The sequence below is a fragment of the Parabacteroides sp. AF18-52 genome (assembly GCF_003479145.1).
Lineage (GTDB): Bacteria > Bacteroidota > Bacteroidia > Bacteroidales > Tannerellaceae > Parabacteroides > Parabacteroides faecis.
On record NZ_QUGR01000001.1, the window covers coordinates 147,128 to 168,415 of the forward strand.

A 21,288-nucleotide genomic window follows, 5' to 3' on the forward strand; every position below is an offset into this window, starting at 1 on the left:
AGGAATTAATATTAAACTTTTATTTATTTGTTATGAGAACGAAGAATTACCATTCGTTGGGTCTGTTGGCTGCAGCACTGGTGTGTGTGGCAGTACTTTTCACGGGCTGCAGATCTTCAAAGAAGATTGTCTATCTGCAGGATGTTGTTCCTTTAAAGCAACAGGAAATCGAGCAGAAATACGAAGTGTTTATCCATAACGACGATTTATTGTCGATTATGGTGAATAGTAAGAATCCGGAGTTGGCGCTGCCGTTTAATATGCCGCTGGTGTCGTATCAGCTTGGAAGTGAAAGTCCCGGTGTACAGCGTGTACTGGGTTATCTGGTGGATGTCAATGGGAATATAGATTTCCCGATTCTAGGTAAACTGCATGTTGCAGGGTTAACCCGCCTGCAATTGACTGAGATGATTAAGGAGCGTCTGATAAGCGAAGACTTGATTAAGGATCCGATTGTAACCGTACAGTTTTTGAACTATAAAATTTCAGTCATGGGTGAGGTAAGCCGTCCGGGATCGTTTAATATTTCCAGCGACCGGGTCACATTGCTGGAAGCATTGAGTATGGCTGGCGATCTGACTATCTATGGTCGTCGTGACCGGGTAGCCGTTATCCGTGAGAAGGATGGAAAGCGGACTATTCTGTTTCACGACCTTCGTTCGTCCGATATCTTCAACTCTCCCTGTTATTATTTGCAACAGAACGATATCGTGTATGTAGAGCCGAACAAGGTGAAAGCCGAACAGAGTGGAATCAACCAGAACAAATCGGTAGGAGTATGGTTGTCTGCCGCTTCTATTCTGGTTTCCATAGCTTCTTTGGTTGTGACATTGACAAAATGAGAACGAGTATAATTTAATTTATTGCGATAATGAAGAATGAAGAACTAATAGAAGATGGGACAAATGCTTTGAACCTGATAGATTTGTGGTACATGTTCAAGCGTTACTGGTATTGGTTTGTCCTGTCGGTTATGGTTTTCCTTGGGGGGGCAGTCTATTATGTGAAAAGCACTGCCAAGATATATACCTGTGTCGCTTCCGTTTTAATCAAGAATGATTCGAAGGGAACAAGTCTGGCCAGTGAGGCTGCGGCCTTTGAGGATTTGAATGTATTGAATACCAAAAGCAGTGTGGATAATGAAGTGTTGGTGTTTCAATCCCGTAACCTGATGATAGAGGTGGTCCGTCGCTTGAATCTGAACATTTCTTACAGGGTGGAAGCCGGTCTTCGGGAGCTTGAATTGTACAAGGAATCTCCTGTTGTCCTTCGCTTTCCGGATGCCGAAGAAACCAGCAGTTTACAAATGGTGGTGACACCTTTGGACGATAAAACGGTTATGCTTGCCGGATGGAAAGGTGACGATGAGGAATGGAAGCAGAAGGTGGCTCTGAAGGATACGGTAGAAACGCCTGTGGGAAAGGTGGTCGTTACGCCTACTTTATATTATTCCAAGATGTATTATTCGGTGCCGGTCACTGTCACGAAGTATAACTTGCTTCAGGTAGCGAAAGCCTGCAACGCCGGTCTGCGTGCTTATTTGGCCGACAAGAAAGCTTCTATTATCAATCTGGCTATTGAAGATGTATCTAAAGCGAGAGCGGAAGATATTATCAATACATTGATCGTTGTGTATAATGAAGATGCGATTAACGACAAAAACCAGGTAGCGATCAATACGTCCAATTTTATCAATGAGCGTCTGATTATCATTGAGCAGGAGTTGGGAGGCGTGGAATCGGAAATCGAAACGTTTAAGAAAGAAAACCTGTTGACGGATATTGTGTCGGAAACAGGTATCTATCTGCAAAACTCCAACCTTTACCAACAAGAGGGGCTGGGATTGGAGAATCAGTTATCGCTGGCACGTTCCATCAAAGAGTATTTGCATGACCCGCAGCATGAACGGGATTTGATTCCTTCCAATACCGGTATTCCGGATGTGAATATCGAGCAGAGTATCGGCAAATACAACGAAATGTTGCTGAAGCGAAACAAATTGCAGGAAAACAGTAGCGAGAAGAATCCGATTATCCAGGAGTTGAATGGTTCATTGTCGGCTATGCGGCAGACCATTGTGCGCACGGTCGACAACCTGATTGCCGGTCTGAATGCACAGTTACAGCGTATCGAGCAGCAGGAGAGGCAGGCCAACCGACGTATTTCGGCTGTCCCTTCTCAGCAGAAGTATGTATTATCGGTTGAGCGTCAGCAAAAAATCAAGGAAGCTTTGTATTTGTATCTGTTGAATAAACGTGAAGAAAATGCCTTGTCGCAGTCGATTACTTCAAGTAATGCACGTGTGATCGATCCGGCCATGTGTAGCGACACGCCGGTAGCTCCGAAAACATCTATGATTTTGCTTGCTGCTTTGGTGGGGGGCTTTGCCTTACCGGGACTAATCCTTTGGTTGATTTTTAGTCTGAATACGAAGATTAACAGTCGTAGGGAACTGGAAGAAAAGCTGACCGCTCCGATATTGGGAGAGATCCCTTTGCTTCCGAAAAAGCATAGACGGAAAGAACATGAGATTTATGTGTCGGAAAATGGACGTGATGCCATATCTGAAGCTTTCCGTATTGTGAGAGCAAATATGGATTTTATGGAGGTGAATACAAACCGCCTGCAGGTGATAGTCTTTTCTTCGTTTAATCCGGGTGCCGGCAAGACATTTCTGTCAATCAATATGGCAGTAAGTATGGCTACCGGAGGCAAGAAAGTCGTGTTGGTCGATTTGGATATCCGAAAAGGTTCTCTGAGTGAACGCATTGGTCATAAACATGAGGCTGGGGTTACCAATTATCTGTCGGGAAAGGAAACGAACCTGGATAATCTTCTGGAAAAAGGAAAGTATCATCCGAACCTGGACGTTTTGTATAATGGGCCTATTCCGCCGAATCCGTCGGAGTTACTGCGCAGTAAGCGGCTGGATGATTTGTTGGAATGGTTGAAAGAGCGCTACGACTACGTGATACTGGATAATGTGCCTTCTAATATGATTGCGGATGCAATTATCGTTAACCGTGTAGCCGACCTGACACTTTATGTATTGCGTGCCGGATATATGGACAAACGATTATTACCGGAGGTAGAAAAGCTGTATAAAAGCAATAAGCTGAAAAATATGGCTATTTTATTGAATGGCGTAGATATCCGTTATAACTATGGGTATGGATATGGTTATTACGGAAAAGGATATACTTATGGCTACGGAAGTAAAGATTGAAACATTGCAGTTGATCTATAATGTGTTTAAAAAATACATGATACAGGAACTGCGTTTCAGATCGCCCGCTATTTCTTTGCGGGCGGTTGCTTCCGCATGCGGAAGCAATGATAAATATCTATCGATGGCAATTCGTTCTTTTAGCCGTGAAAAGACCTTCTATCGGTATTTGACCCATCTGCGACTGAAATATGCCTGTTATTTATTAGTGAAGAATCCCAACTATAAGATCGATTATATTGCGAACCAGTGCGGGATTCCTTCGAGAAGTACCTTTTATCGTATTTTTAAAAATGAATACGGGCGTGTTCCGGAGAGCGTGCGGGCTGATTTTGCAGGGAAAGAATTTACTCATTTAAAATTTGAGGAGTTTGATGATGAAGCGTTCTATGGAAAATAAGGCGGAAGCAGCCTTTCTGGAGTTGATAAAGTCCGGGATATGGGATAAAGAGCCGGATGTTTCCTTTTTTGAGGGATTGGATGCCTCGGAGTGGATGGTGATATGGGAAGCGGTGCACGACCAGGCAGTAACAGGCATCTGTTATGTGGCGGTAGAACGTTTGCCGAAGGCTTTTCGTCCTCCCCGGCAACTTTTTTTCTCCTGGATGGCGGAGGCACAGGCTATTCAGGGATATAACCAGAAAATCCGGAGTGTCTGGACCGAAGTAAATGCCAGTTTTGAACAGGCCGGAGTTTACCCGATTGTGATGAAGGGGATTGGCATTGCGCTTCTTTATCCGCAGCCTTTGTTGAGAATGACTGGTGATTTGGATCTTTATATACCGGATTCGTATGATAAGGCTTTAGAGTGTTTGAAACAATGGGGAGAGATTAAGTTTGATCATAATCGCAGTCATCAACATGATATGATTTATATTCGGGATATATTGGTCGAATTGCATTATCCGCATAATTCGAATCCTTCTTCTTTGCAGAATAGAAAGTGTGAACTTGTGAAGAAGGAGGGTGTTTTGTATCGTGTTCCGGAAACAAGGGAGAATGCTATTATGCTGCTGAAACATGCGGCTAAACATCTTTTTAACGGGGGAATTGGTTTACGTCATTTGTGTGACTGGGTACTTTTCGTTAAGCAATTTCCGGAATTGGATTATGCAAGTATCATGGAAGAGCTAAGGAAAGAAGGGATGGCTCGGTTTGTGCGGGTGTTTACTGTTGTCGGCTTTGAATACATTGGTATCGGTTCGGTTAATCTTTCAGCTTCTTGGTCATTAAATATTTATGATAGGTTATTTTTCAAAAGACTATTATGGTTTTGTATCCGAAAATTGGGTAATTTTGGTCTGAAGAAGAGAAAGAAGTGCAAGTTTACTATTTGGAAAAAAGGAAATTCTTTCTCTCTTCAAATACTAAGAGAGCGGATTTATTGGTATGGAAATATATTAAAGGAGATATTTATTTTATACCCTTTCTATCCGAAACTGGCAAGAAAGAAACTGAAATTATTTTTTACATCACTGAATACAGCCTTTAAAGAGCGTTTTTTACACTAACTTCACCCTAACAAATAAACCTCATCACACAACTCCACCACTTGCCGCTTATGCGATACCAATATAATAATCCTATCTTTTACATTGTTTTTGAGTAAAGCCAGGATTTCTCGTTCGGCTTGTTCATCCAGGGAAGAAGTAATTTCGTCTAATAAGAGGATTTTTCCCGGGCAAAGCAGGGCGCGGGCGATGGCCAAGCGCTGTGTCTCTCCACCGGACAAGCCCTCTCCACCTTCTCTTAATTTCAAATCTAATTGTTCTTTTGTTTGCAGGATGAAATCGGCGGAGACCGATTTCAATACCTGCAAAAGTTCGGCGTCTGTAGCTAAGGGGGCTGCTGCTTTTAAGTTATCGCGTACCGTGCCGGAGAAAAGGTAGTTTCCTTGTGGCACGTATGAGAAATTGATACGGGTCTGTTTTCCGATTGTATGGATGTGGCCCTGGCTGTCTGTCAGGGCGATATGGCCTTGGGAGGGAGATACCAGTGCCAGAAGCAGGCGGAGCAGGGTTGTCTTGCCGCATCCGTTGTGACCGACCAGGGCAGTGATTTCGCCGGAGCGAAATTCCATATTTATATCTGTCAGGACAGGCTTTTCCGGCGTGTAGGAAAAGGTGACCTGTTGAAGCTGCAGCTTCGTGCAGTCTATTGGGCGGAGAGAAGCTTCCTGTGTCTCTTCCGGAAGGGAATTGATTTCTTTCAGGCGTTCGGTTGATGTGTAGGCAGTGATAAAGCCGGGGATGGTGTGCACCAGACCGAGAGCCGGGCTTTGAATCATGCTGACCAGTTGCAGGAAGGCTGTCATGGTGCCGAATGAGATTTCACCGCTTTGGAGGCTGTAAACGCCCCAGGTGAAGGCTACCAGGTAGCCGGACAGAAAACCGATGGACAGTACCAGGTTGGAGAAGATTGAGAAGGTGTTCTGCTGTCTGACCTTGCCGATGTAGTCCGACTGGCGGTTGTTCAGTTGGTGCAGGAGCAGGTTTTCGAAGCGGAGTGCCTTTACTATTTCGCTACGCTGGATGGATTCCTGGAAGAATTGTTTGATATGACTGGACGACTGTTTGATTTCAGTCGATAGTTTTCGCATTTTTTTGAAGTAGGCCTTGCTGAGCAACAGGATGAAGGGAATCATTCCGACTATGACACCGGCCAGGATAGGCTCCATCGTGTATAGAAAGTAGAATGCTCCGCACAGGCTAAATAGCATCAGGATGACTTGGGGAATGGCGGTGACGAAGGTATTGACTACGTCGTTGATATCGGTGTGCATCCTTGACATGATATCGCCGCTGTGAAAGGCTTGCGCCGGTTTCCACTCGGCATGGAGCAGGGTGGAGAAGTAACGGTGAAGCAGGGTGTTTTGCAGACGGGTTTGCAGGAGCACAGACCATCTGGAGAGGAACGCCCGGCAGATGATGGAGAACAGGAAACAGCCTCCGATCAGGAGCAGGGGCGGGAGTAAGGCCCCTTCGCGTGAGTGAGTTGCGGTGTCGATTACCCGTTTGGAAAACCATACGATGATAAGCGAGAGCGCAACTTCGATTGCTCCCACGGAAATGAGTCTGATTATCTCTTTCCGAAAGCCTTTGGAAAGATGGAAGAAATAGTAGAGTATCTGCTTCATGCTTCTTGGATGTCGGTATCCAGGATATGTAAGTTTTGCAGGGTGTTTATCAGTTCTTCGATATCGGATTCGGCGGTAGAGTGGTCTACGTCGAATTGGTCGGCCAGGGCTGTAGCCAACTCTTCCTTGCTGTATGCTTTTTCGAGCAGCATTTGAATCAGGAAGGTGGAGGTGGTGTTGAGCACGAGCATATTGGTGAAATCCACATTGGCCATATCGACAGGGAAAAGGACTTTTTCTTCTGCTATTTCTTGTATTTTATAGCCTTGTTTAAGTTTAAAGGTTTTCATAAGTTTGATTGTTCTAGGATTTTTCGAATGTGTTTTTTTAAGCTTGAGAGTCGGAGCCGTAGCGGATATGAGTGTATCCAGAGGGAGGAGATTAGTTGCCATCCGAAGTGTTCGGGAGGCATCCATCGGGTTCCTCGCTGGATGGAGGTGACGTATCCTACGACAGCATCTTTGTCTACAATTTCAAGTGGAAATCCGATTCGGTTGTCACCGCGGATATAAAGCTGTGAGGCTTCGATACGGATAATCCGGTGTAAGAGATAAACGGGGCCGTATTTGAATAATACGATTTGCCCGCATCTGAGTTTGTCCGGATGAACAGATTGCAGCCGGACGGCGTCTTTTTCATGGCGCAAAAAGGGGAACATGCTGTTCCCCTTTATACGTATGGTAGCTGTCTGTCCTTTACGTAAACATGTTGCCACTTCTTGAATGATTAATTCATTCGACAGCTGGATGATACGGGTAGAGGAGGGGAGCTCCATGATAAAATTTTATGTGTTATTTGGATCTATAATCAATGTCTACATCACCATTTAACATTGTACCGAATAATTCGTCTTCAACGGCTGAACGGGTAACGAGACTCTTTTTATATGGATGATTGAATAATTCATCGAATGTAGATAAGTTGATTGTGAATAACACACCCATATGATTATTTCTCTTCATAATTTCAAAGGCATTGAACTTACCTTCGATAGTACCTCTATATAGAGGATCTGCATCATCACTTGCTCCTTCCTTGGAAATTTCAAAAGTAAAGTAAATAGTTGCTTTAAGTCCCTCGGAGAAATCATGTGGTGTAAGATAAGGACAAGATGAATCTTTGAAACCTGCAAAATATGCAGTCGGTGTATCGAATACAGGATATTCTAATCCATTGGTAAGATCACACCATTTATTGCTGATAGCTGTATAATCAGTAGCATTTCCCGATATAGGATTCATTCTTGTCATATCATACGAATTCGGGTAGCCGGCAAAGAAGAAACGAGCACGGAATCTTACAGGTGTATCTTTTAAATCTTCACTTAGTCGATCCTTGATATATTCTTTTATGTACTCGATATTATTTCTATCACCTTCATTTTGAGGATTAAGAGCAACTCGTACACTTAATATTGTCGTAGCACGTTCTAAATTAATAATATTCTCTGTAGAGGTTTCTTTGTCCTCTACTAATGCTAATTCGTATGTTTCCTCATTTTCTACAGATGTAAGAACTATTTTATCATTTTCTATTTTGACTTGTAAAGCATTTGGACTTACGAATAATATGTCACCAATGGGTTTATATACACCTATACCAAGAATCGATGATTCTTCTGCATTTGTTTTTGTGACATTCTCTTGAGAAGAAAAGTAAACTAAGTCATTATTACTCAATGTAAGTTCTTTTCCATTTTCTCCTTTTATTATGGCTACATCTCCATTTTTAGCTGTAAACCAAGTTACCTTTCCATCAGAACTTATGTTTGCTTTTGTAGATTCACATTGTCTATTTGCTGCATCTACAACTTTTACTAGATATACTTCATCCAATGGATAAATACCAGGAGCTTTGCCATTTATTAAAGCACTTGAGTTATCCCATAGTGAGGAACCACTTTTGGTTATAGTTAAGTCTTCCCCTTCGATGGAGCCTTGTGCTGTTTCTGAAAGCTGCATAGTGACATTTGTCCAAACTCTTTCAATAGGTGTTTCTTGTCCGTTGCTTTCAATATCATCGTTACATGCAGTAAATGCAAAAAACGATAAACTGCTAAATGCTAATAATTTAATTAGGGTTTTCATTGATTCGTAATATTTTTAAATTAATTAAAATTAGCCCAACCTTGGTTCCAATCACTAGTGTCTGTTCCATAATAACGTGAATCATAACTTCCTGTTTTAACTTGAACAGCGCTACCAGCGATACACTCATTCAAGTGGATTTCTACGACTTCCACTTTTGGTTTCTCGTACATTTTTAAATTTTCTTTTTTCACTTTCTATTCGTATTAAAATTAAACAATTATCTATCTCTGTTGTAAGATATTTCGGCAGCTTCTCGTTCTGGCCTTGATTGCAAATGGTAGCCAGGAACGGTTCCTGCAAGTCGGGCCAAAGTCTGACTGATCGCATTGAAAGTCGGCTTGTCGTGGCGTATCATAGATGCGGAGGCCAGTAAAAGTCGGAATGTGTCAATGGCAGACAATCGCTTCAAGCGGTTTTCTTTTGCTTGCTCCATTTTGTAGAGGGCTTGCAGCTGAGCTCTTTCGTTTCGATAATAGTCTCTTTTTCCACTCCAGGGAGTGCCATATATATAAGGTATGTTTCCTATTATACGGACTGCCGGCTGGTCGTCGTTCAATAAAGTAGAACCGGGGATGTATTTCAGCCACAGGTCGGAATGGGTGCTTTTGCCGATTCCGGAAGGGCCTAAGAAAGCAAATCCCTCTTCTTCTTTTTTGATGGAAGACGCGTGAATCAGAACTGTATCATGAAATGAAGAGCTGTAAATAAAGGCCAACATGAGAAACAGATTTAAGACAGTCGGACTTTCGGCACTTGTGGTCGGAACAAAGTCGATTGTGAGTTCTTTCCATGTTTTGTCGGCCAGCAACCGGTATTTGTTGCCTGACTCGGCAGACTGGTATATGACTATATTCAAATCATCGTTTTGATATATACCATAGGAACCTGTTTCTGTGGTGGTTGAATACACGAATACGGGTATATCTTTTATTTCTCTGCCGGGATAGACAGAGATGGTACACAGGTCTGTAGCTTGCTTCTCCTGGCTTTTTCCGATGAAGGGGATAAAATTCTTCATTTCGAGAAAGGGGTTGAAGTCAAAATCCAATAATATATTAAAACCTGCGATATTAAGATATTGCATACTAGTGTTCGTTTTCATTATTGTTCCGCAAAGGAAAGAATAAATATGAGTTTGGTACGGTTTTGTAAAGTAGTAGGTGTCTTAATAAAAGGAAAACAAAGTCCCATTTTCTTGAAAAGGGGCGGGGATATTGTTTTGTGCTTCAGATTTGAAAGAATAGTCCAAAAATATCTTATCAAATCCTATTTACTTGTGGAAATGAGCTATCTTTGTAAGTTATAATTGATGGTGAAAATATAGCCATGAAAGCATTCTTGACGATGATGTTATTTGCAACTGGTACAAATCTGTTAACCGCTCAGAATACAAAAGCGCTTGAAGTAAAAGAACATAAACTGGATAATGGATTAACCGTCTGGCTGAATGAAGACCATAGTCAGCCGAAAGTTTTCGGAGCCGTAGTTGTGAAGGCAGGATCGAAAGACTGTCCGGATACAGGGATCGCTCATTATTTTGAGCATATGATGTTCAAGGGAACCGATAAGATTGGTACGGTGGATTATGAAGCGGAGAGAGTCCTGCTGGATTCTATAGCTATGAAATATGACGAACTTGCTGCGACAGAAGATGAACTTGCCCGTGCAGAAATCCAGAAAGATATCAATGAGTTGAGCATCCGCTCTTCCGATTATGTTATTCCGAATGAGTTCAACCGCCTGATCTCCAAATATGGCGGTTCGGGATTGAACGCTGCGACATCTTATGATGTTACGTTCTATTTCAATACTTTTTCTCCGCAATACATGGAGCAATGGGCCGAAATAAACAGCGAACGCCTGTTGAATCCGGTTTTTCGTATGTTCCAAAGCGAACTGGAGACTGTGTATGAAGAAAAGAATATGTATGGTGATTTTATTGGCGGCCAGGTTATGGATCGTTTGCTTGAGCGCTATTTTGCACCGCATCCTTATGCCTATCCGATTATCGGGAGTACAAAGAACCTGAAGAATCCGCGCTTGACAGAGATGCGGAAGTTCTTTGAGGAATATTATGTAGCGTCCAATATGGCTTTGATGTTGAGCGGCGATTTTGATACGGAGACTGTATTACCCATCCTCGAAAGGACTTTCTCACGTATTCGTCCGGGTGAAGCACCTAAAAAAGAGACTGTCGCTTTGCCTCCTTTTAAAGGTAAAGAGAGAATGAAGGTGAAATTTCCTGTTCCTTTAGTAAAAGCGATGGGATTGGGATTCCGTGGACTTCCCGCCAACCATGAAGACCAGGTCGCACTTGCCGTTGCCGTTAATATGCTGAACAATGCCAATGGAACAGGTTTTCTGGATAAACTGATGGTCGACCGGAAAATAATGGCCTCGATGGCAATGAATGAGAATTTGAATGAATCCGGTATATTGGCAGTGGCTGTTATTCCGAAACTTATGTTCCAGACATACGGCGGGGCGGAAAAGTTGGTTTGGAAAGAAATAAACCGGATAAAAGAGGGAGATTTCAGTGATGAGATATTCAATAGCCTGAAAGAGGAACAACGTCGCCAGTATGCTACCGATCTGGAAAGTATCGATTCGCGTACCCGCATTATGATGACAATCTATTCGCAGGGTAAAAGCTGGGAGGATTATTTGCAGGATGTATCCAAGATCGAGGCATTAACGCGGGAGGATGTTATCCGCGTTGCCCGCAAATATTTTAGTGAAAACTATCTGTGTGTCACTAAAACGACGGGAAAATACCCAAAGGACAATCTGCCAAAACCAGACTTCAATCCGGTCGTTCCTAAAAACTCGGAAGCATCATCCGAGTATGCCAAACAGCTGGAACGATTGCCTGTACAAACAGTATCACCTCGTTTTATCGATTTTAGTAAAGATGTTCAGATCACTCAACTAACGCCTTTGGCAACCTTATATACAACGATAAATCCGGTTACGGATGTGTTTACACTGAATATGGTGTATCAGATAGGTACGTTGGAGCAACCCAAATTGAAGTATCTGGCAAATTATCTCCAGTTCCTGGGCACAGATTCTTTATCGTTCCAGGAATTCCGGACACGGTTGCAGGTGTTGGGCAGCACGATGTCTTTCGATGCGAACGATAAGCAGTTCATTGTCCGTGTTACCGGTTTTGATAATCATTTAGAGGAGACCGTTCAGTTGGCCGGTGATTTTATCACGCATGTCAAAGCTGATGATAAACAAATACGGCAGGTTATAAATGATGCCAAAATAATGGAGAAAGCCTTCTTTGAATCGAGTGATAATATTGCGGGTGCCATGTTGGAGAAGGTGAAATATGGGGAACAATCGAGATTTCTGAATAAATTGTCGCTTTCAGAGGTCAAGAAGTTGAAAGGGAAGGATTTACTGGATGTCTTTGCCGATGTTCGCCGGATGGAATGTGATTTGCATTATTGCGGGACGTTGTCTGCCGATCAGGTTACGGGGCAAATAAAGGCGACACTTCCGTTGCAGGAAATGACTGTTGCTGTAAAAGAACCTTATTACCGGGATGCAAAATTATATGATAAACCGCTCGTTTACTTTATGGATATGCCAACGGCATCGCAAAGTATCATTTACGCTTATACAAAAGGAGAGGCTACCGATGATGCCTGGTCACGTCATGCTTCCCGGTTATTCTCGGTTTATTTCGGCGGAGATATGTCTTCTTTGATGTTTCAGGAGATCAGAGAGTTCCGTTCTTTGGCTTATCGGGTGAGCGGGCGTTATATATTGCCTCCCCACCAATTATCGGGGAAAGCCGGAGAGTTTGTTACAATGCTGTCTACACAGAGTGACAAGACATTGGATGCGATGGCGGTTATGTGCTCGCTGATCCGCGAAATGCCGGAGAAGCCGGAGCGGGTTTCTACAGTCAAGCAATCTATCGTAAATCAGGTGAATAATGATTTTCCTCCTTTCAGGGACTTATCAGAGAAAGTGGCATCTTTCAGAAGGGCAGGTTTCGATAACGACCCGAATGAAGCATTGTTGTCAGGTATTTCAGAGATGGATATGAAAGATATTGTCCGTTTTTACCGGCATAATGTCCGTTTGAAACCGTTTGTTTATGTGGTAGTTGGTGATTCAAGACGTATCGACATGAAGGAACTGGCTGGGTATGGAGAAGTTATCAGATTAAGGAAGAAAGATATTTATAAATAGTTGACAGTTGACAGATGACGGTTGACAGGTGGTTTTAGTCCCCTCTTTTTAACTGTCATCTGTTAACTGTCAATTGTCAACTAAAAAAGATGTATAGTAAAGACGAATTAAAGAACCTGAAACTGGAATTTTGGGAAAGTTTCGCCGCTTATTGTGAAGTACAGCCTTATCTGCGGGACCGAAAGAAAATATGGACTTTATACGATACCAAAGTGAAAGGTGTCGAATTGAAATTTGATGTCAGCCGTAACGGAGCCTATGTGATCTTGGAAGTGAATCACCGGAGTGAAGAACTTCGTTTGGAGATGTATGAACGTCTCACCTGGTATAAGGAAACGTTAGAAATGGATTTTCCCGAAGGGTTGATCTGGGATATTTGTTTTGTCCGGGAAACCGGAAAAGAAGTTGCACGTATTTACATTGCCAAAGAAGGAATAGATTTTCACCGCAAACAAGATTGGGGAGAATTTTTTACTTTTATGGCGTCGCAAATGTATTTACTGGAGCGTAACTTTATGTCGATCGCTGAATATTTGAGAGAGTAAAAAAGAATGACACATACAAATCATATTATTTTTCAGGTGGCAGGAGCAGTAACTGTAGGTCTGTTTTCTGCTTGTGCAACACAGCAGAAAGATATTGTTTTGCAGGAAGCGGGAGTCAGTCACGAACTGGCTCAGTTCAGAAAAGAACATTTCGGGCAGGTAAAATATGATCTGTTTTTCTCTATTCCGGAATCTAAACAGGAACCGGTAAAGGGTAGGGCGGTAATCCGGTTATCCCTGAAAGAGAAGCTTCCGGTCATTATTGACTTCAGGGGAGAAGCCTCGCAGATAGCTTTGGTTGCACTGAATGGGGAGCAAGTTCCTTATGAAGTCAGGAATGAACATATTATTATTCCGGCAGATCGGAGTAAAGTAGGAGAGAATGAAGTCAATATAGCTTTCACCCCGGCTGACCAGTCTCTGAACAGGCGGGATGAGTTTCTTTATACATTGTTGGTGCCTGACAGGGCGCGTACTGCATTCCCTTGTTTTGACCAACCGGATATGAAGTCACTGTTTACATTGGCGTTGGAAGTGCCGGTTGAATGGCAGGCAGTTACGAATGGTGCGATCGGAAAGACCGACACGATCTCTGTTCCCGGACGGAAAATCATATCTTTTAAGGAAACGGAGCCATTGAGTACTTATCTGTTTGCATTTACTGCCGGAAAGTTTATTCGTGAGACCTATACTCGGGATGGCAGAGAAATCTCTATATATCACCGGGAGACAGAGCCTAAGAAAATAGCCCAATGTCCGGATATCGCATCCGAAGTTTTTGACGCATTGGCCTGGTTGGAAGATTATACGGCTGTACCGTATCCTTTTGCTAAATACGATCTGATCATCCTTCCCGGTTTTCAGTTTGGTGGAATGGAACATACCGGAGCCACATTCTATACAGACCGACGGATGTTCCTGAATGAAAATCCGACACTGAACGAACAGCTGAGTCGGAGTGCCCTGATTGCCCATGAAACGGCACATATGTGGTTTGGCGATTATGTGACGATGAAATGGTTTGACGATGTCTGGACAAAAGAAGTATTTGCCAACTATTTTGCTTCCCAGATTGTCGAGCCATTATACCCGAATATCAATCATGCCTTGAATTTTATGCAGGATTATATTCCGCCTGCTTATTCGGAAGATCGTACAGCCGGTGCCAATCCGATCAAACAGGATCTGGATAATTTGCGTAATGCCGGTTTGGTTTATGGTAATATTATCTATGATAAGTCTCCTGTCGTATTGGAAATGTTGATCAAGAAGATGGGAAAAGAGGCATTCAGGAAAGGGATACAGGAATATTTGAAAACATATGCTTACGGAAATGCAACCTGGGAAGGATTGATTACTATTTTGGATAAATATACGGATGATGATCTGGCAACCTGGAGCCATATCTGGGTGAATGAAAAAGGGATGCCGGAGATCACAGCCTCCGTTGTCGGAGATAGCTTGGTTGTCTCACAAAACGATCCTTTCAACCGGGGACTGAACTGGCCGCAGGATTTATCTTTTCTGATAGTTCCTAAAAACGGGGATCCGGAAGAAATTTCAGTTTCTCTCGGGAGAAATTCAAATTCCATCCGAAAGGAATTAAAAAAGCTTCCGAAAGAGGGGTGTTTCATTATTCCGAATACAGATGGAAAAGGATATGGCTTTTTCCGGTTGAATAAAGCGGATGCCGAGGCTTGTGCGTCATATCTTCCGGCCTGTAAAGATGAGTTGCTGAGAGGTTCTATACTGATTACTTTATATGAAAATCTGCTGAACGGAACTATTTCACCGACTTCTTATATGGAGGCTATGCTGGATTATTTGCCGAAGGAGAATAATTCATTGTTGTTCTCTGCCGCTTTGGGATATATAGGCAATTGTCAACGTCTTTATCCGGCAGATACTGCTTTATTGGAAAAAACGTTATGGCAGATCGTTACGGCTTCTTCTGTCCCACAACACCGTTTGCAGGCTTTCCGTTCGTATCGTTCAATCGTTCAGTCACCTGAAGCGATCGCTTCATTATATGATTTGTGGAAGAAAGAGCAGGCTCCTGCCGGGTGTTCGTTAAGTGAGAATGATTATATCGGATTATCTTATATATTGGCCCTTCATCTGCCGGAACAGGCAGACGAAATTATTAATACCCAACTTTCGCGTATAACAAATCCGGACCGGAAACGGGAGTATCAGTTTATCTCGCCGTCTGTTTCTCCCCATAAAGAGATGCGTGACAGTGTCTTCGCTTCTTTGCTGGTTGCAGAGAACCGTCGGATAGAACCCTGGGCGTCTGCCGCATTGGCAAATCTGAATCACCGGTTGAGACAGGAAGGGGCGATAAAATATATTTGTCCGGCTTTGGAGGCGATGCAGGAGGTGCAGCGGACCGGCGATATATTCTTCCCGACAGCCTGGGTACGAGCGTTGTTGTCCGGACATACATCTCCGGAGGCGAGGGCAGAGGTCGATGCTTTCTTTACCGATCATCCGGATTATCCGCCAATGCTGGCTAATAAAATACGGCAGCAAGCCGATCATTTATATAGATTAAAACACAGATGAAATTATGGGATGGATTTATTTATTGTTAGGCGGCCTGTTTGAGATAGGCTGGCCTGTCGGTATGAAACTGGCACAAACGACGGGATCACGTTTTCTTTATCTTTCGGTCGCTGTTATCTCAATGGCTTTGAGCGGATACTTTTTATATCTGGCACAACGGACAATCCCGATCGGAACGGCTTACGTGGTATGGACCGGCATAGGAGCTGTCGGAACTTTATTGATCGGCATCTTTATTTTCGGTGATTCGGCAGGCATATGGCGTATCCTTTCCGCTATGCTGGTCATATGCGGAATTATCGGCATAAAACTGGCATCCTAGAAAAAAAGTGGGCCTGATCGCTAATCTTTTGATAGTTTTATTTGCATTTTCAATTATTATTGTAACTTTGCGGCATCAATAAAATAACAAATGAGAAGAAAAGTATCACATCACCATCATCATCATTACAACGGGCAATAGTTCGGTGGGCTGTGAGGTGTGTAGATACGCATAATATAATTAAGTAAGGCTTGCCGTTATTTGGTAAGCCTTATTTTGTTTTTGGAAAGAATATAATTATTAAAATAAAAACAAACATGTTACGAATTGCAGTACAATCAAAAGGTCGTTTATACGATGAAACAATGCTATTATTGGAAGAAGCAGGTATCAAACTGAACAGGGGAAAGCGTATTTTGCTTTTATCGGCAAAAGGTTTTCCGGTGGAAGTGTTGTTCCTGCGTGATGATGATATACCTCAATCGGTAGCGAATGGAGTCTCTGATATAGGTATTGTTGGAGAGAACGAATATGTAGAAAAAGGAGGGGAAGCCCGCCTGGTTAAACGACTGGGATTTAGTAAATGCCGTGTGTCTTTGGCTATTCCTAAAGATGAAGATTATCAGGGAATAGAATGGTTTGAAGGAAAGACTATCGCTACTTCATATCCGGAGATCCTGAAGGCGTATCTGAAAGAAAAAGGCGTAAAGGCCGATTTGCATGTTATCAGCGGTTCAGTTGAGATTGCTCCGGGTATCGGTTTGGCTGATGCCATTTTTGATATTGTCAGCTCAGGCAGTACGTTGGTCAGCAACCAATTGAAGGAGGTTGAAGTGATCATGCAAAGCGAAGCGCTTTTGATCGCCAATAATAATCTGTCGGAAGAAAAGCTGGCGATCCTGGATGAATTGTTGTTCCGCTTTGAAGCAATCCAGGTAGCAGAAGGAAAGAAATACGTATTGCTGAATGCTCCGAAAGACAAATTGGATGAGATCATAGAAGTGTTGCCGGGTATGAAGAGCCCGACGGTGACGCCGTTGGCAAATGGCGACTGGGTTTCTGTACAGTCTGTTATTGCAGAGAAACATTTCTGGGAAATTATCGGAAAGCTTAAATCGTTGGGAGCAGAAGGTATTTTGGTTATTCCTATTGAGAAGATGATACTTTAATAAAATGTATAACAACTATCATACGTCCGGTGACACCCGGGTCTCAATGCCCTTTACACCCGGTGTCAGCATCGTTGAGATGGGGTGTAAATAGTGCGGGGAATTAAGTAATAGATATGATAGATTATGATAGGAGTTTTTAGAATATAGATATAGAGTGCAATTATGGAAATAATAAAATATCCGTCAAAAGAAGAGTGGGTTTCGTTGGTCAAACGGCCTGCTTTGGATGTGACGACTTTGTTTGACACGGTCCGTACCGTATTGGATGAAGTGCGCCAGGAAGGTGATGTTGCCGTAAAGCGATATGAAGAAAAGTTCGACAAAGTAACATTAACGGATCTTCAGGTATCGGAAGCCGAAATAGAAGAAGCTTGTGAACTTGTCTCCGAAGAATTGAAGCAGGCTATTCGTACAGCTAAAGACAATATAGAGAAGTTTCATGCTTCCCAACGTTTCATTGGACATAAAATAGAAACGACTCCCGGTGTAACCTGCTGGCAAAAAGCAGTTGCAATAGAGAAAGTCGGCCTGTATATTCCGGGAGGAACGGCACCTCTGTTTTCTACAGTCTTAATGTTGGCTGTGCCGGCACATATTGCAGGTTGTAAAGAGATCGTTTTATGTACTCCTCCGAACCGGGAAGGCAAGGTGCATCCGGCTATTCTTTTCGCCGCCCGTGCAGCTGGTGTCAGCAAAATATTTAAAGCCGGTGGAATACAGGCTATTGCTGCGATGGCTTACGGAACGGAGTCCATACCTAAAGTATATAAGATCTTTGGTCCCGGCAACCAGTATGTAACGGCAGCCAAACAGCTTGTCAGCCTGAAAGATGTAGCTATCGATATGCCGGCCGGCCCTTCTGAAGTGGAAGTAATTGCAGATGAAACAGCTAATCCGGACTTTATTGCTGCTGATTTTCTCTCACAGGCTGAACATGGAGCGGATAGCCAGGCCATTCTGGTTACATCGGCCGAAAACATGGTTTCTTCTGTAGCCGAAGCCATCCGTCGTCAATTGTCTGCACTATCCCGTCAGGAAATTACGGAAAAGGCATTAGAACACAGCCGTATAATCGTATTGAAGGATGAACAGGAAGTGATCGATTTCACAAATATGTATGCTCCGGAACACCTGATCATACAGACCGGAAATTATGCCTATATTGCAGAACAGATTGAAAATGCAGGAAGTGTGTTTATGGGCCCTTATACACCCGAAAGTGCTGGTGATTATGCTTCTGGTACGAACCATACACTTCCTACCAATGGATATGCTAAAGCATACAGCGGTGTGAACCTGGATAGTTTTATCAAAAAAATAACCTTCCAGGAGATCACTGCCGAAGGTATTAAGAGTTTAGGTGGAACCATTCAGGTCATGGCCGGAAACGAACAGCTGGATGCTCACCGCAATGCAGTAACAATAAGATTAAAAACAATATGATGGATTTAAAAAAACTTGTAAGACCTAATATCTGGGACTTGAAGCCATATTCTTCTGCAAGGGACGAGTTTCACGGCAGTGCGTCTGTTTTTCTGGATGCGAATGAGAATCCTTATAACGAACCGTATAACCGTTATCCGGACCCGTTGCAGTGGGAGTTGAAAGACAGGATTGCCGAATTAAAAGATGTGGACCGTAATTCTATCTTCCTGGGAAATGGCAGTGATGAACCGATCGATCTCGTGATCCGTGCATTTTGTGATCCGGGAATCGATACCATCGTTAGCATAGCTCCTTCTTACGGTATGTATGAAGTGGCAGCAAATGTAAATAATGTAGAATTTAGAAAAGTCGAATTAACGGCTGACTTTGAACTGGATGCAGACAAGTTACTGGAAGAAGTGGACGAGTGGGTGAAAGTAATTTTCCTTTGTTCGCCGAACAATCCGACGGGAAATAGCTTGGACCGGGATGAAATTTATAAGATATTGACTGATTTTGAAGGAATCGTTGTACTGGATGAAGCTTACATTGATTTCTCGGCAGAGCCTTCTTTTCTCCCGGAATTAAAGAAATTCCCGAATCTGATCGTGCTACAGACACTTTCCAAAGCGTGGGGAGCGGCAGGTCTCCGTTTGGGAATGGCATTTGCCTCACCTGAAATTATAGCGATATTGAACAAAATCAAATATCCTTACAATGTCAATATGCTGACACAGAAGCAGGCTCTGGAATTATTGAACAATGAGGGACAGATGCTGGAGCAATTGCGCCGTATCATGTCTGAGCGTATTCGTTTGCAGGCTGCTTTGCCGGAGCTGCCGATTGTGCAGAAAATGTATCCGACCGATGCCAACTTTATCCTGGTAAATGTCGGTAAAGCTGATTCAGTATATAATAAATTGGTAAAGAAAGGCGTTATTGTACGTAACCGGAATAATGTAACTTTGTGTAACGGTTGTCTGCGTATCACTGTCGGTACACCGGAAGAAAACGATGCATTATTGAAGGCTTTAAAAAATATGTAAGCATGAAAAGAGCGCTCTTTATCGATAGAGACGGGACATTAGTGATAGAGCCTCCTGTTGATTACCAGCTGGATAGCCTGGAAAAACTGGAGTTCTACCCAAAGGTATTCCGTAACTTATATTTCATACGTAAACAATTGGACTTTGAGTTGGTCATGGTGACCAACCAAGATGGATTGGGTACGTCCTCTTTTCCGGAAGACACTTTCTGGCCAGCTCATAACAAGATGTTGAAAGCTCTGGAAGGCGAGGGGATTGTCTTTGATGATATTCTGATCGATCGTTCTTTTCCGGAAGATAATTCTCCCAACCGCAAACCGCGGACCGGAATGCTGGGTAACTATCTCGGTGGTGAATACGATTTAGCAAACAGTTATGTGATCGGGGATCGTCTGACGGATATGCAACTGGCTGTAAATCTGGGAGCCAAAGGTATTTGGTTACGTCCTTCCGATGAAGAAGCTTCCCGGTTACTGGCAGAGAATCCTTCTATATCGCCGGTCCTGATAACGGAAGACTGGGACAAGGTGACTGAATATCTTTTTGCCGGTGAGCGTCGTGCCATTGTACAGCGCACTACTAAAGAGACGGATATTTATGTAGAAGTTAATCTTGACGGCACTGGCAAGACCGAAATTTCGACCGGATTAGGATTTTTTGACCACATGTTGGATCAGATAGGAAAACATTCCGGGATGGATTTGGTTATACGTGTAAAGGGCGATCTGAATGTTGATGAGCATCATACAATAGAAGATACGGCGATTGCCCTTGGTGAAGCCTTGCTTAAAGCCCTTGGTGACAAGCGTGGCATCGAACGTTACGGTTACTGCCTGCCTATGGATGATTGCTTATGCAGTGTGGCTCTTGATTTCGGAGGCCGTCCGTGGTTAGTCTGGAATGCTGAGTTTCATCGTGAAAAGGTGGGGGATATGCCTACGGAAATGTTCCTTCATTTCTTTAAGAGCTTGAGTGATGCGGCTCGCATGAATCTGAACATTAAAGCGGAAGGTGCGAATGAACATCATAAGATAGAAGGCATTTTCAAGGCTTTGGCGCGATCTGTAAAAATGGCGATACGCCGTGATATTTATAAATATGAGCTACCAAGCACAAAAGGATTGTTATAAGATGAAGGAAGTGAAATACTGGATGATAGCCGCTGTCGTAATCATACTGGCAGCATGTAGTAATGATACGGAACATAAGCTGGAAGGCAAATGGCAATTACAGCAAGTGGAAGCGAATGGAGAGGTGATACAGGCTGATACGGTATTTTATAATTTTCAGAATATATTGTTTATGTATCAGGTATATCTTGCCGATGCTGATTCTTTTTCAAATCAGCATGGCTATAATACATTAAAAGATGAGACGTCGTTGACTTTAGAGTTAGATAATTATCCTCGTCCTGTAACAAGTTTTCTACCCCGTACTGATTGGAGTTCAAAAACGCGTGAATTTACTATTGAAAAGTTAAGTGGAAAGCAGTTGATTTTGAATAGTGAAGGTAAAAGATATATATTCAGGAAATTCTAATAATAGCATAAAAAAACAGGACTGTTTGTTATTCTATACACAATGTAGAAATAAACAGTCCTGTTTTTTTATG

At 42.9% G+C, this 21,288-nt stretch carries 19 protein-coding genes; 13 read left to right on the forward strand and 6 right to left on the reverse strand.

Annotated elements, in window-relative coordinates; all coding sequences use genetic code 11:
- Positions 1 to 32: 32 nt before the first annotated feature.
- Genes DWX23_RS00565 through DWX23_RS00580 form a run of 4 tightly spaced genes read left to right on the forward strand, consistent with a single transcriptional unit; the run spans position 33 to position 4,737 of the window.
- On the forward strand, positions 33 to 842 hold the full coding sequence (locus DWX23_RS00565; protein ID WP_122373460.1) for a polysaccharide biosynthesis/export family protein: 810 nt from the start codon (positions 33 to 35) through the stop codon (positions 840 to 842).
- A gap of 29 nt (positions 843 to 871) precedes the next feature.
- Positions 872 to 3,226, forward strand: coding sequence for a polysaccharide biosynthesis tyrosine autokinase (locus tag DWX23_RS00570; RefSeq protein WP_122373022.1), 2,355 nt, complete (start codon positions 872 to 874; stop codon positions 3,224 to 3,226).
- Positions 3,204 to 3,626 carry a helix-turn-helix domain-containing protein gene (locus tag DWX23_RS00575; protein ID WP_158607034.1) on the forward strand — a complete coding sequence of 141 codons (423 nt, stop codon included), beginning with the start codon at positions 3,204 to 3,206 and terminating at the stop codon, positions 3,624 to 3,626. Before DWX23_RS00570 ends, DWX23_RS00575 begins: the two co-directional genes overlap by 23 nt.
- Positions 3,601 to 4,737: a nucleotidyltransferase family protein gene (locus tag DWX23_RS00580; RefSeq protein WP_122373024.1), complete on the forward strand. Its 1,137-nt coding sequence runs from the start codon at positions 3,601 to 3,603 to the stop codon at positions 4,735 to 4,737. Before DWX23_RS00575 ends, DWX23_RS00580 begins: the two co-directional genes overlap by 26 nt.
- 2 nt (positions 4,738 to 4,739) lie before the next feature.
- Here the strand turns inward: DWX23_RS00580 and DWX23_RS00585 are convergent, their stop codons facing one another.
- Genes DWX23_RS00585 through DWX23_RS00600 form a run of 6 tightly spaced genes read right to left on the reverse strand, consistent with a single transcriptional unit; the run spans position 4,740 to position 9,536 of the window.
- Positions 4,740 to 6,362 (reverse strand): ABC transporter ATP-binding protein, encoded by a 1,623-nt coding sequence (locus DWX23_RS00585; RefSeq protein ID WP_122373025.1) that lies wholly within the window; start codon positions 6,360 to 6,362, stop codon positions 4,740 to 4,742.
- Positions 6,359 to 6,652 carry a PqqD family protein gene (locus DWX23_RS00590; protein ID WP_158585843.1) on the reverse strand — a complete coding sequence of 98 codons (294 nt, stop codon included), beginning with the start codon at positions 6,650 to 6,652 and terminating at the stop codon, positions 6,359 to 6,361. Before DWX23_RS00590 ends, DWX23_RS00585 begins: the two co-directional genes overlap by 4 nt.
- Positions 6,649 to 7,137, reverse strand: coding sequence for a S24/S26 family peptidase (locus tag DWX23_RS24825; protein WP_158607035.1), 489 nt, complete (start codon positions 7,135 to 7,137; stop codon positions 6,649 to 6,651). The genes DWX23_RS00590 and DWX23_RS24825 overlap by 4 nt, the downstream gene beginning before the upstream one ends.
- Before the next feature lie 16 nt (positions 7,138 to 7,153).
- Positions 7,154 to 8,449, reverse strand: coding sequence for a hypothetical protein (locus DWX23_RS00595; protein ID WP_122373027.1), 1,296 nt, complete (start codon positions 8,447 to 8,449; stop codon positions 7,154 to 7,156).
- 20 nt (positions 8,450 to 8,469) lie between these two features.
- A complete protein-coding gene (locus DWX23_RS24830; RefSeq protein WP_158607036.1) occupies positions 8,470 to 8,643 on the reverse strand; it encodes a hypothetical protein in 174 nt (57 codons plus the stop codon).
- A 26-nt stretch (positions 8,644 to 8,669) separates the two neighbouring features.
- A complete protein-coding gene (locus tag DWX23_RS00600) occupies positions 8,670 to 9,536 on the reverse strand; it encodes a hypothetical protein (RefSeq protein ID WP_122373028.1) in 867 nt (288 codons plus the stop codon).
- 260 nt (positions 9,537 to 9,796) lie between these two features.
- Between DWX23_RS00600 and DWX23_RS00605 the strand changes: the two genes are divergently transcribed.
- The 9 genes from DWX23_RS00605 (at position 9,797) to DWX23_RS00645 (ending at position 21,215) form a co-directional block, all read left to right on the forward strand.
- Entirely contained in the window at positions 9,797 to 12,661 is a 2,865-nt protein-coding gene (locus tag DWX23_RS00605) for a pitrilysin family protein (protein WP_122373461.1), read from the forward strand.
- Between the two features lie 89 nt (positions 12,662 to 12,750).
- Complete coding sequence (locus DWX23_RS00610) at positions 12,751 to 13,206, forward strand: DUF4268 domain-containing protein (RefSeq protein ID WP_122373029.1); 456 nt, start codon at positions 12,751 to 12,753, stop codon at positions 13,204 to 13,206.
- A gap of 6 nt (positions 13,207 to 13,212) precedes the next feature.
- Entirely contained in the window at positions 13,213 to 15,771 is a 2,559-nt protein-coding gene (locus tag DWX23_RS00615; RefSeq protein ID WP_122373030.1) for a M1 family aminopeptidase, read from the forward strand.
- A 4-nt stretch (positions 15,772 to 15,775) separates the two neighbouring features.
- Positions 15,776 to 16,093: a multidrug efflux SMR transporter gene (locus tag DWX23_RS00620; protein WP_122352747.1), complete on the forward strand. Its 318-nt coding sequence runs from the start codon at positions 15,776 to 15,778 to the stop codon at positions 16,091 to 16,093.
- Positions 16,094 to 16,350: 257 nt separating this feature from the next.
- Complete coding sequence (gene hisG / locus DWX23_RS00625) at positions 16,351 to 17,202, forward strand: ATP phosphoribosyltransferase (RefSeq protein ID WP_122352748.1); 852 nt, start codon at positions 16,351 to 16,353, stop codon at positions 17,200 to 17,202.
- Between the two features lie 165 nt (positions 17,203 to 17,367).
- Positions 17,368 to 18,648 (forward strand): histidinol dehydrogenase, encoded by a 1,281-nt coding sequence (hisD, locus tag DWX23_RS00630; RefSeq protein ID WP_122373031.1) that lies wholly within the window; start codon positions 17,368 to 17,370, stop codon positions 18,646 to 18,648.
- The gene (hisC, locus tag DWX23_RS00635; RefSeq protein WP_122373032.1) at positions 18,645 to 19,676 is read left to right on the forward strand and encodes a histidinol-phosphate transaminase; all 1,032 of its coding nucleotides are present in this window, start codon (positions 18,645 to 18,647) and stop codon (positions 19,674 to 19,676) included. The genes hisD and hisC overlap by 4 nt, the downstream gene beginning before the upstream one ends.
- Before the next feature lie 2 nt (positions 19,677 to 19,678).
- Positions 19,679 to 20,806 carry a bifunctional histidinol-phosphatase/imidazoleglycerol-phosphate dehydratase HisB gene (gene hisB / locus DWX23_RS00640; RefSeq protein WP_122373033.1) on the forward strand — a complete coding sequence of 376 codons (1,128 nt, stop codon included), beginning with the start codon at positions 19,679 to 19,681 and terminating at the stop codon, positions 20,804 to 20,806.
- 1 nt (position 20,807) lies between these two features.
- A complete protein-coding gene (locus DWX23_RS00645; protein ID WP_233587451.1) occupies positions 20,808 to 21,215 on the forward strand; it encodes a lipocalin-like domain-containing protein in 408 nt (135 codons plus the stop codon).
- The last annotated feature ends 73 nt before the right edge of the window (positions 21,216 to 21,288 follow it).